10 protein-coding genes and 4 pseudogenes are annotated in these 16097 nt (G+C 49.3%); 6 read left to right on the top strand and 8 right to left on the bottom strand.

Annotated elements, in window-relative coordinates:
• Positions 1-336 precede the first annotated feature (336 nt).
• From glyS to ACUU1M_RS13675, 3 genes are all read right to left on the bottom strand, one after another.
• Positions 337-2406, bottom strand: coding sequence for a glycine--tRNA ligase subunit beta (gene glyS / locus ACUU1M_RS13665; protein ID WP_001291774.1), 2070 nt, complete (start codon positions 2404-2406; stop codon positions 337-339).
• 9 nt (positions 2407-2415) lie between these two features.
• Complete coding sequence (gene glyQ / locus ACUU1M_RS13670) at positions 2416-3327, bottom strand: glycine--tRNA ligase subunit alpha (protein WP_001168544.1); 912 nt, start codon at positions 3325-3327, stop codon at positions 2416-2418.
• A 94-nt stretch (positions 3328-3421) separates the two neighbouring features.
• A complete protein-coding gene (locus ACUU1M_RS13675; RefSeq protein WP_000980112.1) occupies positions 3422-3721 on the bottom strand; it encodes a YsaB family lipoprotein in 300 nt (99 codons plus the stop codon).
• Between the two features lie 174 nt (positions 3722-3895).
• On the opposite strand from ACUU1M_RS13675, the gene wecH reads away from it, so the two are divergent.
• Positions 3896-4891, top strand: coding sequence for an O-acetyltransferase WecH (wecH, locus tag ACUU1M_RS13680; protein ID WP_001182653.1), 996 nt, complete (start codon positions 3896-3898; stop codon positions 4889-4891).
• 41 nt (positions 4892-4932) lie between these two features.
• On the opposite strand, the gene yiaA is transcribed toward wecH, so the two are convergent.
• The 4 genes and pseudogenes from yiaA to xylA all read right to left on the bottom strand — a co-directional run bounded on the left by yiaA (position 4933) and on the right by xylA (position 8776).
• Positions 4933-5370 carry an inner membrane protein YiaA gene (gene yiaA / locus ACUU1M_RS13685; protein WP_001296808.1) on the bottom strand — a complete coding sequence of 146 codons (438 nt, stop codon included), beginning with the start codon at positions 5368-5370 and terminating at the stop codon, positions 4933-4935.
• A 45-nt stretch (positions 5371-5415) separates the two neighbouring features.
• Positions 5416-5757, bottom strand: a complete 342-nt coding sequence (gene yiaB, locus ACUU1M_RS13690) for an inner membrane protein YiaB (RefSeq protein ID WP_000858193.1) — start codon at positions 5755-5757, stop codon at positions 5416-5418.
• Between the two features lie 168 nt (positions 5758-5925).
• Positions 5926-7382, bottom strand: a pseudogene (xylB, locus tag ACUU1M_RS13695) (xylulokinase).
• A gap of 71 nt (positions 7383-7453) precedes the next feature.
• Positions 7454-8776, bottom strand: a pseudogene (xylA, locus tag ACUU1M_RS13700) (xylose isomerase).
• 365 nt (positions 8777-9141) lie between these two features.
• Between xylA and xylF the strand changes: the two are divergent.
• From xylF to xylR, 4 genes and pseudogenes are all read left to right on the top strand, one after another.
• Positions 9142-10134: a D-xylose ABC transporter substrate-binding protein gene (gene xylF, locus ACUU1M_RS13705; RefSeq protein ID WP_152028982.1), complete on the top strand. Its 993-nt coding sequence runs from the start codon at positions 9142-9144 to the stop codon at positions 10132-10134.
• 77 nt (positions 10135-10211) lie between these two features.
• Positions 10212-11753 carry a D-xylose ABC transporter ATP-binding protein gene (gene xylG, locus ACUU1M_RS13710; RefSeq protein ID WP_152028981.1) on the top strand — a complete coding sequence of 514 codons (1542 nt, stop codon included), beginning with the start codon at positions 10212-10214 and terminating at the stop codon, positions 11751-11753.
• The gene (xylH, locus tag ACUU1M_RS13715) at positions 11731-12912 is read left to right on the top strand and encodes a xylose ABC transporter permease XylH (protein ID WP_000045978.1); all 1182 of its coding nucleotides are present in this window, start codon (positions 11731-11733) and stop codon (positions 12910-12912) included. The genes xylG and xylH overlap by 23 nt, the downstream gene beginning before the upstream one ends.
• A gap of 77 nt (positions 12913-12989) precedes the next feature.
• Positions 12990-14168 (top strand): annotated as a pseudogene (gene xylR, locus ACUU1M_RS13720) (D-xylose utilization transcriptional activator XylR).
• A 107-nt stretch (positions 14169-14275) separates the two neighbouring features.
• On the opposite strand, the gene ACUU1M_RS13725 reads toward xylR, so the two are convergent.
• Complete coding sequence (locus tag ACUU1M_RS13725; protein WP_001297957.1) at positions 14276-15100, bottom strand: protein bax; 825 nt, start codon at positions 15098-15100, stop codon at positions 14276-14278.
• A 319-nt stretch (positions 15101-15419) separates the two neighbouring features.
• On the opposite strand from ACUU1M_RS13725, the pseudogene ACUU1M_RS13730 reads away from it, so the two are divergent.
• Positions 15420-16097 (top strand): annotated as a pseudogene (locus ACUU1M_RS13730) (alpha-amylase); the annotation flags it as partial.

Consider the following 16097-nt stretch of genomic DNA (forward strand, 5'->3'; position numbering starts at 1 on the left):
GGCGCTTTTCAAAAGGGTATTTTGGCTTTGACATATTAGGAGCTATTCCATTTCATCGTCCAACAAAATGGGTGCAGTACACACTTTGATTTATAGTCAGGTGGGGCTTTTCTCTGTCTGCCTTTCGGTGAATACCTGAGACAAACAGTCTCAAGCACCCGCGGCTATTCTAGCTTAATAAGTTTGTTTCTTCTCCTTGATATAATCCTAAAAAAATCTCATAAAATTAATATATGAGATAATCTTTATTCAGCAGAAGATTATTAAAGGTTGCTGTTTTATTTAGCGATAATAAAAAAAGCCTGCCAGATGGCAGGCTTTTTAATAACGGCGTTATTACTGCAACAGCGAAATATCCGCAACGCGCAGGAACAGTTCGCGCAGTTTCTCCAGCATGGTCAGACGGTTGAGACGCAATTCTTTGTCATCAACCATGACCATCACTTTATCGAAGAAAGCATCAACCGGCTCACGCAGCTCTGCCAGTTCGACCAGCGCATCCTGGTAACGACCTTCCGCAAAGTACGGCTCCAGCTTGTCACGTAGCACCACAACCTGCATCGCCAGTTTAATTTCTTCCGGCTCTTTCAGGGTAGAGGCATTCACGCGATCGCTCAGCACTTCGTCAGATTTCGCCAGGATGTTAGATACACGTTTGTTCGCCGCCGCCAGTGCTGCAGCTGCTTCCAGGGTACGGAAGTGCGATACCGCTTTCATGCGGGCATCGAAATCAGCCGGACGAGTCGGACGACGCGCCAGTACCGCCTGGATGGTGTCAACGGTATAACCTTCGTCCTGATACCAGGCGCGGAAGCGACCGAGCATAAAGTCGATAACATCATCAACTACGTTGGCATTAGTCAGCTTATCGCCATACAGACGCACCGCTTCTTCGGTCAGCGTTTGCAGATCAAGGTTGAGGTTCTTCTCAACGATAATTCGCAGCACGCCAAGTGCGGCACGACGCAGCGCAAACGGGTCTTTGTCGCCTTTCGGATGCTGACCGATACCGAAGATACCCGCCAGAGTATCCATCTTATCAGCAATCGCCAGCGCACAAGCTACCGGGTTGGACGGCAGGTCATCACCGGCAAAGCGCGGCTGATACTGCTCATTCAGCGCGACGGCTACGTCTTCCGCTTCGCCATCGTGACGCGCGTAGTGCATCCCCATAACGCCTTGGGTGTCGGTGAACTCGAAGACCATGTTGGTCATCAGGTCACACTTAGACAGCAGGCCCGCACGGGTTGCGTGGTTAACGTCAGCGCCAATCTGTTCGGCGATCCAGCCAGCCAGCGCCTGGATGCGGTCAGTCTTGTCACGCAGCGTACCCAGCTGTTGCTGGAACAGCACGGTTTGCAGGCGCGGCAGGTTATCTTCCAGACGTTTTTTGCGGTCGGTGTTGAAGAAGAACTCGGCATCCGCCAGACGTGGACGAACGACTTTCTCGTTACCAGAGATAATTTGCTGCGGATCTTTCGATTCGATGTTGGCAACGAAGATAAAGTTCGGCAGCAGTTTGCCGTCGTTCGCATACACCGGGAAGTACTTCTGGTCACCTTTCATGGTGTAAACTAGGGCTTCAGCCGGCACCGCGAGGAATTTCTCTTCGAATTTTGCGGTCAGAACGACCGGCCACTCCACCAGCGAAGCCACTTCTTCCAGCAGGCTTTCGCTTAAGTCAGCGTTACCGCCAATCTTACGCGCTGCTTCTTCGGCATCGGCTTTAATCTTCGCTTTACGTTCTTCGTAATCGGCGATGACTTTCCCGCGCTCACGCAGAATTTCCGGATACTGATCGGCGTTGTCGATGGTGAATTCCGGTTCGCCCATAAAGCGGTGGCCGCGAATCACGCGATCGGACTGAATGCCCAGAATGGTTGCCGGAATGACTTTGTCGCCCAGCAGCAGGGTCACGGTGTGCACCGGACGCACGAAGTGCACGTCGCTTGCACCCCAGCGCATCAGTTTCGGGATCGGCAGTTTCGCCAGCGAAGTCGCAACCATATTCGGCAGCAGTGCTTCGGTGCTTTCGCCCTTCACATGGGCGCGATACAGCAGCCATTCGCCTTTATCGGTAGTCAGACGCTCAGCCTGGTCAACAGTAATACCACAACCACGCGCCCAACCTTCTGCCGCTTTGCTCGGTTTTCCTTCAGCGTCGAACGCCTGGGCAATCGCCGGGCCGCGTTTTTCGATTTCACGATCTGGTTGTGCTTCCGCCAGGTTAGCTACTTTCAGCGCCAGACGACGCGGAGCAGCAAACCATTGAACGGTGCCGTGTGCGAGGCCTGCGTTATCCAGCTCCGCAGTAAAGTTCGCAGCAAAGGACTCTGCCAGGCTGCGCAGTGCTTTTGGTGGCAGCTCTTCAGTGCCGATTTCCACCAGAAAAGTTTTCTCAGACATAGCCGCCTCTTACTTATCTTTGTTGCACATCGGGAAGCCGAGGGCTTCACGGGAAGCGTAATATGCTTCTGCCACTGCTTTGGTCAGGGTGCGAATGCGCAGAATGTAGCGCTGACGCTCGGTGACGGAGATGGCTTTACGCGCATCCAGCAGGTTGAAGCTGTGGGCGGCTTTCAGAATACGCTCGTAGGCTGGCAGCGGCAGCGGATTTTCCAGCGCCAGCAGCTGCTGCGCTTCTTTCTCGTACTGCTCAAAGCAGGTGAACAGGAAGTCCACATCCGCGTATTCGAAGTTGTAAGTGGACTGCTCCACTTCGTTCTGATGGAACACGTCGCCGTAGGTGGTTTTACCCAGCGGGCCGTCGCTCCAGACTAGGTCGTAAACGCTGTCTACGCCCTGAATGTACATGGCCAGACGTTCCAGACCGTAGGTGATCTCGCCGGTAACCGGTTTACACTCCAGACCACCAACCTGCTGGAAGTAAGTGAACTGCGTCACTTCCATGCCGTTTAGCCACACTTCCCAGCCCAGTCCCCAGGCCCCCAGAGTCGGGTTTTCCCAGTTATCTTCCACGAAACGGATGTCGTGAATAGTCGGGTCCATGCCCAGCTCTTTCAGAGAACCGAGGTACAGCTCCTGAATATTGTCCGGCGATGGCTTAATGACCACCTGGAACTGATAGTAGTGCTGTAAACGGTTGGGGTTTTCGCCGTAGCGACCATCGGTCGGGCGACGAGAAGGCTGAACATAAGCAGCCGCCATCGGTTCTGGCCCCAGCGCGCGCAGACAGGTCATTGGGTGAGAGGTTCCCGCGCCGACTTCCATGTCCAATGGTTGAACAATGGTGCAGCCCTGGCGAGCCCAGTAATCCTGTAAGGTCAGGATCAAGCCCTGGAAGGTCCTGGTATCAAACTTTTGCATATTATTTCGTGCTGGATACGTGTGGATTTAAAGGAAGGGATCAGTATACCCGCTGGATGGAAGATATACAGTACGAAACGGGAAAAAGCAGGGCTTAACGCATGGAAAGATGCAAAAAATGGCCATCTGCGTCAAAAGAACAGACAAACTGCTCTTTACGGAAGGTATAACCGCGCATTTCATAGCTTCCCTGGAACTGTTCGAAGCCGGTGACGTCGATTTTTTGCTCGCCGGTGTTATAACGTTTTGCCGCCTGATCCTTGCATAACGCTTCCATATTCAACGAACGCAGAGGATCAACCTTTACCCGTTGTGCTTTCTGCACGGGTGACGGTGTAGAACAACCCACTAGCACCATAAGCGCCATTGCCGGAAAGAAAGCGTTCATCATCATTAAATTACCGTCTGGTTTGCAGGTGAGTCTTATTATTTATATCGGTATAGTGGCTGATATCTTACGAATTTCCTTAAGCCTCTATAGGCTGTAGTGATAAAACTCAGATTATTCCAGTGCGCCAACCAAATGATTTATCGGTCAGACTTTTTTTAACCAGATACAGAGACACAGATGCAGCCCAAAATTTACTGGATTGATAACCTGCGAGGGATAGCGTGTTTAATGGTGGTGATGATTCACACCACTACCTGGTATGTGACCAATGCTCATAGTGTTAGCCCCGTCACATGGGATATCGCCAATGTTCTGAATTCTGCCTCTCGTGTCAGCGTGCCGCTATTTTTCATGATTTCCGGCTATCTCTTTTTTGGCGAACGCAGCGCCCAGCCGCGCCATTTCTTGCGTATCGGCTTATGTCTGATTTTTTATAGCGCAATCGCACTGCTCTACATTGCGCTGTTTACCTCCATCAATATGGAGTTAGCGCTGAAAAACCTGCTGCAAAAGCCAGTGTTTTACCACTTGTGGTTTTTCTTCGCGATTGCGGTGATTTATCTGGTTTCACCGCTGATTCAGGTGAAGAACGTCGGCGGAAAAATGTTGCTGGTGCTAATGGTGGTGATTGGCATTATCGCTAACCCAAATACAGTGCCGCAGAAAATTGACGGTTTTGAATGGCTGCCAATTAACTTATATATCAATGGCGATACTTTTTACTACATTCTGTATGGCATGTTGGGCCGCGCTATAGGGATGATGGACACACAGCATAAAGCACTGTCGTGGGTGAGCGCCGCGCTGTTTGCGACGGGGGTTTTTATTATCTCTCGCGGGACATTATATGAATTGCAGTGGCGCGGAAATTTTGCCGATACCTGGTATCTTTACTGTGGGCCGATGGTTTTTATCTGCGCAATCGCGCTATTGACTCTGGTTAAAAACACGCTGGATACGCGTACCATTCGCGGACTTGGCTTAATCTCCCGCCATTCATTGGGTATATACGGATTCCACGCCTTGATTATCCATGCGTTGCGCACCCGGGGAATTGAGCTTAAAAATTGGCCAATACTGGATATTATTTGGATCTTTTGCGCGACGTTGGCAGCGAGTTTGTTACTTTCTATGCTGGTACAACGAATCGACAGAAACAGATTAGTGAGTTAAGTAAAAGCCCGTTCACATTGGACTGACCGGGCTGACGTGAATTATTCGCTGTATTCTTCCTGGGTAACCTGTGTTTCTTTTGGCGGGTTTATTCCGGCATCACGAATATTCTTCTGCACCGCTACTGCACCAAACAAGCTTAAGAAGAAAGCCAGTCCATAAAAACCTTTTTCACTGAGTAATAATGTCGCATTCCACAGACCTACCATCAGTAGAGCAACAGAGATAATAAAGACAGTCAGGCAGGTCATATAATAAATGGAAGTGGTCGGTATGCCTTCATACTTGTCCCGAACGGTCTTTTGATAAGACGCAGCAGAAAACAGTCCTAACACCAGTACGGCAAAATAATACCCTTTTTCATTTAACTGCATCTCTGCATTCCATAGCCCTAACAGGTAGGTAACGATACCACCAACGAGAGCTATCCATGACACAATACTAAAGGCCGGTGAATAGGTTGATATTTTGTTGTCCATCACAGTATTCCTTTCATTCCTGAATGTGTAAGAGCTTTATGTTGCTCATACCGAGCGAAACAAACGCATTTGACCAAACAAGCAGACAAAAAAGGCGATGGGGTAGATCACCATTTCATAAGCATTGATAGGTGCATTTAAAACACCGATAAACAAGAGACCGATAGTGATTAACGCAACTAACTGGCAGATATGGGTAAAAAAATTATCCAGTTGCCCGAGTTTTTCTGCGCGAAGATATGCATAGTTACCAAAAGTTGCTGTCATTAACACGCCAAGAAAATAGCCTTTTCCACTTAGCAATGGGCATGAGATCCATAGCCCAACCAGATAAACCAGCGCCCCGACAACAAATAATAGTTTTGCCACAGTTTTTGAGGTTTTCATAACGATCTCCATATCTACCAGCGATACATTACGAGTAACCAACGAAAGACAAAACTGAAAAATGCCATTAACAAATGATTTTCAGAATAAATTCATACTAAATATTAATTAATTAGTGAGATATATAGATGTGAATTATCCCCCACCCGGTCAGGCAGGGGATAACGTTTACGCCATTAATGGCAGAAGTTGCTGATAGAGGCAACGGAACGTTTCACGTCGTGGCTGATAAGCGGCATAACGCTGCGCATCTGGTAGATGCGACTGTTCTAACGGTAGCTGCGGCAACAACTCAATGAGCGATTTCTCTGGATTCGCCGCAATCTGCGCCAGCCTTGCTGCGCCCAGTGCTGGCCCCACATCCCCCCCCCCGTACGGTAATCGAGCTGCTGACCGCTGATATCCGCCAGCATCTGACGCCAGTACTCACTACGCGCCCCGCCACCAATCAACGTAACACTTTGCGGTTTAATGCCGCAGGCATGCACGACATCCATGCCATCTGCCAGCGCATAACCCACGCCTTCCAGCACTGCTCGCGCCAGTTCATTGGGGCCATGTTGATGAGTCAAACCAAAGAAAACCCCCTTCGCCTGGGGATTATTGTGTGGTGTACGCTCGCCGGAAAGATAAGGCAGAAACCAAACTGGCTCGGCACTTTCATCAGCCTGTTGAGCTGCAGCGATTAAAGCTGGGACATTGCACAGGCCGGTTAATTTCGCGGCCCAATCCAGACACGATGCTGCACTCAGCATTACAGACATTAAATGCCAACGCTGCGGTAGCGCATGGCAAAAGCTGTGTACAGCGCTTTCTGGCTTGCTTAAGAACCCTTCGCTGACAGCAAAATAGCCCCCCGACGTCCCCAGCGATAACATTGCCTGATTAGCATCAACCATTCCCACACCAACTGCACCAGCTGCATTGTCGCCACCGCCTGCGACAACTGGCACCGTCGCCATACCCCACGCTTTCGCAACTTCAGGTAACAAAGCACCAGTAATTTCGCTGCCTTCGTATAATGCGGGCATCTGGTCACGAGATAAGTCGCAAGCCTGCAGCATGACGTCACTCCAGTCACGCTTTGCGACATCCAGCCACATGGTGCCAGCTGCGTCAGACATATCGCTGGCAAACTCCCCCGTCATACGCAGACGCAAGTAATCTTTCGGTAATAATACTTTGTCGATTTGACGGAATATCTCCGGCTCATGCCGCTGAACCCATAGCAATTTAGGCGCAGTAAATCCGGGCATCATCAGGTTGCCGGTAATCACTCGTGATTGCGGAACTCTCGCTTCCAGCAAAGTGCACCCTTGCGCACAGCGCCCGTCGTTCCACAAAATGGCAGGGCGCAATACCCGTTGTTGAGCATCCAGTAAGGTTGCTCCATGCATCTGGCCGGCAATACCCAATGCTTTAACGTCCTGCAGAGAATGCTGATCGCCCAGAGCTTTCATTGCGCGATCAGTTGCCTGCCACCACTGTTCCGGGTCTTGTTCCGACCAAAGTGGATGCGGGCGCGAAACGGTCAGCTTTTCCGTTTGCGAAGCAACCACCTCACCCTGCTCGTTGAGCAAAATAACTTTTACGCCCGCGGTGCCAAGATCTATCCCGATATACATATCGATCGTTCCTTAAAAAAATGCCCGGTATCGCTACCGATAACCGGGCCAACGGACTGCACAGTTAGCCGTTATTTGTCGAACAGATAATGATTTACCAGATTTTCCAGTTGCTCCTGGCGACCACTCTGATGCACCGGAGACAAATTATGTTCCTGAGCATATTTGGCTAAATCTGCCAGTGACATTTGGCCTTTCAGGATTTGCTGGCCCAATTCGCTATTCCAGCCGGAATAACGCTGCGCGATGCGTTTATCCAGCTCGCCATCTTCAATCATGCGCGCTGCAATTTTCAGCGCCAGTGCCATCGTATCCATCGCGCCGATATGACCGTAAAACAGATCATATTTATCAGTACTTTGACGACGTACTTTGGCATCGAAGTTCAGACCACCGGTGGTGAAACCGCCTGCTTTGAGAATTTCATACATCACCAGCGCATTCTCTTCCACACTGTTCGGGAACTGGTCGGTGTCCCAGCCCAGTTGCGCATCGCCACGGTTGGCGTCGACAGAACCGAACAGGCCAAGCGCAATGGCGGTGGCTATTTCATGATGGAAAGAGTGACCTGCCAGCGTCGCGTGGTTAGCTTCAATGTTCAGTTTAATCTCTTTTTCCAGACCAAACTGTTTCAGGAAGCCATAGACCGTCGCGGCATCGTAATCATATTGATGTTTAGTCGGTTCTTGCGGTTTCGGTTCGATAAGCAACGTGCCCTAGAAGCCGATTTTATGTTTATGCTCAACCACCATCTGCATAAAGCGGCCCAGTTGTTCACGCTCCTGACGCAAGTCGGTATTTAACAGCGTTTCGTAACCTTCACGACCACCCCACAGGACATAGTTTTCACCGCCCAATTTATGGGTTGCTTCCATCGCTGTAACAACTTGCGTTGCCGCCCAGCTGAAGACTTCAGGATCTGGGTTCGTCGCCGCACCCGCGCCATAGCGAGGGTTTGTAAAGCAGTTAGCGGTTCCCCACAGCAGCTTCACGCCGCTCTCTTCTTGCTTGGCTGCCAGGACATCAACCATTTGCGCAAAATTATTGATGTACTCTTTTAACGACGCGCCCTCAGGGGAAACATCCACATCGTGGAAGCAATAAAATGGCACATGTAACTTGTGGAAAAACTCAAATGCGACATCTGCTTTACGCTTCGCCAACGCCAGTGCCTCACCAGGCTGCTGCCACGGACGATTAAATGCCCCCACACCAAACATGTCCGCCCCGTTCCAGCAGAAGGTGTGCCAGTAGCAGGCGGCAAAACGCAAGTGCTCTTCCATACGCTTACCCAACACCAGTTCGTCGGGATTGTAGTGACGGAATGCTAACGGGTTTGAGGATTTTGAGCCTTCATAACAAACGCGATCGAGCTGGTCAAAATAGGCTTGCATATTGAACTCCATAATCAGGTAATGCCGCGGGTGATGGATGATGTCGTAATATTGGGCACTCCCTTTCAGTTGCTCAATTATGTTATTTCACACTGCTATTGAGATAATTCACAAGTGTGCGCTCGCTCGCAAGATAAAATGGGATGATGAAACTGGGTAATTCCTCGAAGATAAAAATGCAATAAGTACAATTGCGCAACAAAAGTAAGATCTCGGTCATAAATCAAGAAATAAACCAAAAATCGTAATCGAAAGATAAAAATCTGTAATTGTTTTCCCCTGTTTAGTTGCTAAAAATTGGTTACGTTTATCGCGGTGATTGTTACTTATTAAAGCTGTCCTCTAACTACAGAAGGCCCTACACCATGAAAATAAAGAACATTCTACTCACCCTTTGCACCTCACTTCTGCTTACCAACGTTGCGGCACACGCCAAAGAAGTCAAAATAGGTATGGCGATTGATGATCTCCGTCTTGAACGCTGGCAAAAAGATCGAGATATTTTTGTGAAAAAGGCAGAATCTCTCGGTGCGAAAGTATTTGTACAGTCTGCAAATGGCAATGAAGAAACACAAATGTCGCAGATTGAAAACATGATTAACCGGGGTGTCGATGTTCTTGTCATTATTCCGTATAACGGTCAGGTATTAAGTAACGTTGTAAAAGAAGCCAAACAAGAAGGTATTAAAGTATTAGCTTACGACCGTATGATTAACGATGCGGATATCGATTTTGATATTTCTTTCGATAACGAAAAAGTCGGTGAACTGCAGGCAAAAGCCTTGGTCGATATTGTTCCGCAAGGTAATTACTTCCTGATGGGCGGCTCGCCGGTAGATAACAACGCCAAGCTGTTCCGCGCCGGACAAATGAAAGTGTTAAAACCTTACGTTGATTCTGGAAAAATTAAAGTCGTTGGTGACCAATGGGTTGATGGCTGGTTACCGGAAAACGCATTGAAAATTATGGAAAACGCGCTAACCGCCAATAATAACAAAATTGATGCTGTAGTTGCCTCAAACGATACCACCGCAGGTGGGGCAATTCAGGCATTAAGCGCGCAAAGTTTATCAGGGAAAGTAGCAATTTCCGGCCAGGATGCGGATCTCGCAGGTATTAAACGTATTGCTGCCGGTACGCAAACTATGACGGTGTATAAACCTATTACATTGCTGGCAAATACTGCCGCAGAAATTGCCGTTGAATTGGGCAATGGTCAGGAGCCAAAAGCAGATACCTCACTGAATAATGGCCTGAAAGATGTCCCCTCCCGCCTCCTGACACCGATCGATGTGAATAAAAACAACATCAAAGATACGGTAATTAAAGACGGATTCCACAAAGAGAGCGAGCTGTAAGCGTTACGCCCCGGCGCGGAGCGGGGGCGTGATTTCTCTCCATGCCGCGTGAATGAATTGGCTTAGGTGGAGTCGTTATGCCTTCTCTACTTGAAATGAAGAACATTACCAAAACCTTCGGCAGTGTGAAGGCGATTGATAACGTCAGCTTGCGGTTGAATGCTGGCGAAATCGTCTCACTCTGTGGGGAAAATGGGTCTGGTAAATCAACGCTGATGAAAGTGCTGTGTGGTATTTATCCCCATGGCTCCTACGAAGGCGAAATTATTTTTGCGGGAGAAGAGATTCAGGCGAGTCACATCCGCGATACCGAACGCAAAGGTATCGCCATCATTCACCAGGAATTGGCCCTGGTGAAAGAATTGACCGTGCTGGAAAATATCTTCCTGGGTAACGAAATAACCCACAATGGCATTATGGATTATGACCTGATGACGCTACGCTATCAGAAGCTGCTCGCACAGGTCAGTTTATCCATTTCACCTGATACCCGCGTTGGCGATTTAGGGCTTGGGCAACAACAACTGGTTGAAATTGCCAAGGCACTTAATAAACAGGTGCGCTTGTTAATTCTCGATGAACCGACAGCCTCATTAACTAAGCAGGAAACGTCGGTTTTACTGGATATTATTCGCGATCTACAACAGCACGGTATCGCCTGTATTTATATTTCGCACAAACTCAACGAAGTCAAAGCGATTTCCGATACGATTTGCGTTATTCGCGACGGACAGCACATTGGTACGCGTGATGCTGCCGGAATGAGTGAAGACGATATTATCACCATGATGGTCGGGCGAGAGTTAACCGCGCTTTACCCTAATGAACCACATACCACCGGAGATGAAATATTACGTATTGAACATCTGACGGCATGGCATCCGGTCAATCGTCATATTAAACGAGTTAATGATGTCTCGTTTTCCCTGAAACGTGGCGAAATACTGGGTATTGCCGGACTCGTTGGTGCCGGACGTACCGAGACCATTCAGTGCCTGTTTGGCGTGTGGCCCGGACAATGGGAAGGAAAAATTTATATTGATGGCAAACAGGTAGATATTCGTAACTGTCAGCAAGCCATCGCCCAGGGGATTGCGATGGTACCCGAAGACAGAAAGCGCGACGGCATCGTTCCGGTAATGGCGGTTGGTAAAAATATTACCCTCGCCGCACTCAATAAATTTACCGGTGGCATTAGCCAGCTTGATGACGCGGCAGAGCAAAAATGTATTCTGGAATCAATTCAGCAACTCAAAGTTAAAACGTCGTCCCCCGACCTTGCTATTGGACGTTTGAGCGGCGGCAATCAGCAAAAAGCGATCCTCGCCCGCTGTCTGTTACTTAACCCGCGCATCCTCATTCTTGATGAACCTACCAGGGGTATTGATATTGGCGCGAAATATGAGATCTACAAATTAATTAACCAACTCGTCCAGCAGGGTATTGCCGTTATTGTCATCTCTTCCGAATTACCTGAAGTGCTCGGCCTTAGCGATCGTGTACTGGTGATGCATGAAGGGAAACTAAAAGCCAACCTGATAAATCATAACCTGACTCAGGAGCAGGTGATGGAAGCCGCATTGAGGAGCGAACATCATGTCGAAAAGCAATCCGTCTGAAGTGAAATTGGCCGTACCGACATCCGGTGGCTTTTCTGGGCTGAAATCACTGAATTTGCAGGTCTTCGTGATGATTGCAGCTATCATCGCAATCATGCTGTTCTTTACCTGGACCACCGATGGTGCCTACTTAAGCGCCCGTAACGTCTCCAACCTGTTACGCCAGACCGCGATTACCGGCATCCTCGCGGTAGGAATGGTGTTCGTCATAATTTCTGCTGAAATCGACCTTTCCGTCGGCTCAATGATGGGGCTATTAGGTGGCGTCGCGGCGATTTGTGACGTCTGGTTAGGCTGGCCTTTGCCACTTACCATCATTGTGACGTTGGTTCTGGGACTGCTTCTCGGTGCCTGGAACGGATGGTGGGTCGCGTACCGCAAAGTCCCTTCATTTATTGTCACCCTCGCGGGCATGTTGGCATTTCGCGGCATACTCATTGGCATCACCAACGGCACGACTGTATCCCCCACCAGCGCCGCGATGTCACAAATTGGGCAAAGCTATCTCCCCGCCAGTACCGGCTTCATCATTGGCGCGCTTGGCTTAATGGCTTTTGTTGGTTGGCAATGGCGCGGAAGAATGCGCCGTCAGGCTTTGGGTTTACAGTCTCCGGCCTCTACCGCAGTAGTCGGTCGCCAGGCTTTAACCGCTATCATCGTATTAGGCGCAATCTGGCTGTTGAATGATTACCGTGGCGTTCCCACTCCTGTTCTGCTGCTGACGTTGCTGTTACTCGGCGGAATGTTTATGGCAACGCGGACGGCATTTGGACGACGCATTTATGCCATCGGCGGCAATCTGGAAGCAGCACGTCTCTCCGGGATTAACGTTGAACGCACCAAACTTGCCGTGTTCGCGATTAACGGATTAATGGTAGCCATCGCCGGATTAATCCTTAGTTCTCGACTTGGCGCTGGTTCACCTTCTGCGGGAAATATCGCCGAACTGGACGCAATTGCAGCATGCGTGATTGGCGGCACCAGCCTGGCTGGCGGTGTGGGAAGCGTTGCCGGAGCAGTAATGGGGGCATTTATCATGGCTTCACTGGATAACGGCATGAGTATGATGGATGTACCGACCTTCTGGCAGTATATCGTTAAAGGTGCGATTCTGTTGCTGGCAGTATGGATGGACTCCGCAACCAAACGCCGTTCTTGATTTTGATAAAAATTTTCTCAAAGCCGGTTACGTATTACCGGTTTTGAGTTTTTGCATGATTCAGCAGGAAAAGAACCATGTTTACTAAACGTCACCGCATCACATTACTGTTCAATGCCAATAAAGTCTATGACCGGCAGGTAGTAGAAGGCGTAGGGGAATATTTACAGGCATCACAATCAGAATGGGATATTTTCATTGAAGAAGATTTCCGCGCCCGCATTGATAAAATCAAGGACTGGTTAGGAGATGTCGTCATTGCCGACTTCGACGACAAACAGATCGAGCAAGCGCTGGCTGATGTCGACGTCCCCATTGTTGGGGTTGGCGGCTCGTATCACCTTGCAGAAAGTTACCCACCCGTTCATTACATTGCCACCGATAACTATGCGCTGGTTGAAAGCGCATTTTTGCATTTAAAAGAGAAAGGCGTTAACCGCTTTTCTTTTTATGGTCTTCCGGAATCAAGCGGCAAACGTTGGGCCACTGAACGCGAATATGCATTTCGTCAGCTTGTCGCCGAAGAAAAGTATCGCGGAGTGGTTTATCAGGGGTTAGAAACCGCGCCAGAGAACTGGCAACACGCGCAAAATCGGCTGGCAGACTGACTACAAACGCTGCCACCGCAAACCGGGATTATTGCCGTTACTGACGCCCGAGCGCGGCATATTCTGCAAGTATGTGAACATCTACATATTCCCGTACCGGAAAAATTATGCGTGATTGGCATCGATAACGAAGAACTGACCCGCTATCTGTCGCGTGTCGCCCTTTCTTCGGTCGCTCAGGGCGCGCGGCAAATGGGCTATCAGGCGGCAAAACTGTTGCATCGATTATTAGATAAAGAAGAAATGCCGCTACAGCGAATTTTGGTCCCACCAGTTCGCGTCATTGAACGGCGCTCAACAGATTATCGCTCGCTGACCGATCCCGCCGTTATTCAGGCCATGCATTACATTCGTAATCACGCCTGTAAAGGGATTAAAGTGGATCAGGTACTGGATGCGGTCGGGATCTCGCGCTCCAATCTTGAGAAGCGTTTTAAAGAAGAGGTGGGTGAAACCATCCATGCAATGATTCATGCCGAGAAGCTGGAGAAAGCGCGCAGTCTGCTGATTTCAACCACCTTGTCGATCAATGAGATATCGCAAATGTGCGGTTATCCATCGCTGCAATATTTCTACTCTGTTTTTAAAAAAGCATATGACACAACGCCAAAAGAGTATCGCGATGTAAATAGCGAGGTCATGTTGTAGCGATGATGAGAATTGTCGGCGTCACATCAGGGAACTCAGCACAGCCACCTGATGCGAGCAAAAGCCTTATCCGACCGACAAATCAGATAAGGCTCGAGGAAATGAAATTACATATGCGCCGCGATTAACCGTTGGTTATCCTGGTACATTGCGAACAGGTAGTTGTTATAACTCTTCCCTTTGGTCGAGTAGCCCTTCAGCTTGTGAATCATCGCTGTGGCAGTCACTTCCTGATCCGCTTTACGCAGCTGTGCACGCGATTTACGGAACGAAGAGTAAGCCGGGTGCGTATTCAGGTTAGTGACATAGGCGCTCACCGATTCTTTGACAGAACTAAACTGTGAGTACCCTTTCACTTTACCCGGCGCATTGGTACAACGTCCTTTCATGCATTTCATGCCGAACAGATTGTTATTGTTGCGCGCCAGCTTCGACGTTCCCCAACCGCTTTCTGCTGCAGCCATCGTCGCCACCATACTGGTAGGGATAATGTCTACGCGTTCAAGCAAGGTATTCCACGGGATTTTTCGCGTATTACCAGACCACTTCACCTTGTAGCGTTTGGCGATGTCTTTCAGACGCGCACGCTCAGCAGGTGACCATTGGCCCTGATACTGTTTTGAAATCAGCCAGTTACGTTCTGCAGTAATGGCTGCATTTTGGCTGGTAATGTAAGGCATTACGGTCCGGAGAAACGCCTTTTTCCTTGGTGTTCCGGAAGGGTATTTTCGCAAATCAGGAAGTGAACTACTCTTTGCACTATTGCGAGAATACTCTTGTTTACTGCTTACCTGTTTATTACTAGCTTTAGTTAAGTGGGACTTTTGACTCGCTGTTGTTGTGTGCGTCTTCGCTAACACCTCACTCGAAAACACCAGAGTGAGTAACATAAGAATCATCGCCCCATATCGTCGTATGGGAGTCAAAATCATCAGGTCTCCTGGTCGGATTTAATCATTCCAACACCTTATATTTTTCACAAATTTGAGAGTTGAATCTCAAATCATATCAAAAATAGCTGTCAAGAGCACCCCAAGGAATAGTCCAAATCTGAAACTATGTCACGAGTTAACGATTCAGATTGGCGCTAAATCGCAGAAAATGTGGGGGTTATCGCAAAATTCAGCCGTTTTTTGCGCGCGATCGCTCACCCTTGCTTCTCATCCTGTGGACTTACCGCTCAGGGATGAGTTTTGTCTGGCTTATCGCTGGCAAACTGTCTGAAATCGCAGCAATAAGGACTCATCCACCATGAAACTCGCCGCCTGTTTTCTGACACTCCTTCCTGGCTTCGCCGTTGCCGCCAGCTGGACTTCTCCGGGGTTCCCTGCCTTTAGCGAACAGGGAACGGGAACATTTGTCAGCCACGCGCAGTTGCCCAAAGGTACGCGTCCACTCACGCTAAATTTTGACCAACAGTGCTGGCAGCCTGCAGATGCGATAAAACTCAATCAGATGCTTTCCCTGCAACCTTGTAGCAACACGCCGCCTCAATGGCGATTGTTCAGGGACGGCAAATATACGCTGCAAATAGACACCCGCTCCGGTACGCCAACATTGATGATTTCCATCCAGAACGCCGCCGAACCGGTAGCAAACCTGGTCCGTGAATGCCCGAAATGGGATGGATTACCGCTCACGCTGGATGTCAGCGCCACTTTCCCGGAAGGAGCCGCCGTACGGGATTATTACAGCCAACAAATTGCGATAGTGAAGAACGGTCAAATAACGTTACAACCCGCTGCTACCAGCAACGGTTTACTCCTGCTGGAACGGGCAGAAACTGACACATCCTCCCCTTTCGACTGGCATAACGCCACGGTTTACTTTGTGCTGACAGATCGTTTCGAAAACGGCGATCCCAGTAATGACCAGAGTTACGGACGTCATAAAGACGGTATGGCGGAAATTGGCACTTTTCACGGCGGC

The organism is Shigella sp. SIG6 (assembly GCF_053555815.1).

Excerpts from the sequence above, each read along its gene's own strand:
- glyS (WP_001291774.1), bottom strand. The coding sequence starts at position 2,406 with ATGTCTGAGAAAACTTTTCTGGTGGAAATCGGCACTGAAGAGCTGCCA.
- glyQ (WP_001168544.1), bottom strand. The coding sequence starts at position 3,327 with ATGCAAAAGTTTGATACCAGGACCTTCCAGGGCTTGATCCTGACCTTA.
- ACUU1M_RS13675 (WP_000980112.1), bottom strand. The coding sequence starts at position 3,721 with ATGATGATGAACGCTTTCTTTCCGGCAATGGCGCTTATGGTGCTAGTG.
- wecH (WP_001182653.1), top strand. The coding sequence starts at position 3,896 with ATGCAGCCCAAAATTTACTGGATTGATAACCTGCGAGGGATAGCGTGT.
- yiaA (WP_001296808.1), bottom strand. The coding sequence starts at position 5,370 with ATGGACAACAAAATATCAACCTATTCACCGGCCTTTAGTATTGTGTCA.
- yiaB (WP_000858193.1), bottom strand. The coding sequence starts at position 5,757 with ATGAAAACCTCAAAAACTGTGGCAAAACTATTATTTGTTGTCGGGGCG.
- xylF (WP_152028982.1), top strand. The coding sequence starts at position 9,142 with ATGAAAATAAAGAACATTCTACTCACCCTTTGCACCTCACTTCTGCTT.
- xylG (WP_152028981.1), top strand. The coding sequence starts at position 10,212 with ATGCCTTCTCTACTTGAAATGAAGAACATTACCAAAACCTTCGGCAGT.
- xylH (WP_000045978.1), top strand. The coding sequence starts at position 11,731 with ATGTCGAAAAGCAATCCGTCTGAAGTGAAATTGGCCGTACCGACATCC.
- ACUU1M_RS13725 (WP_001297957.1), bottom strand. The coding sequence starts at position 15,100 with ATGATTTTGACTCCCATACGACGATATGGGGCGATGATTCTTATGTTA.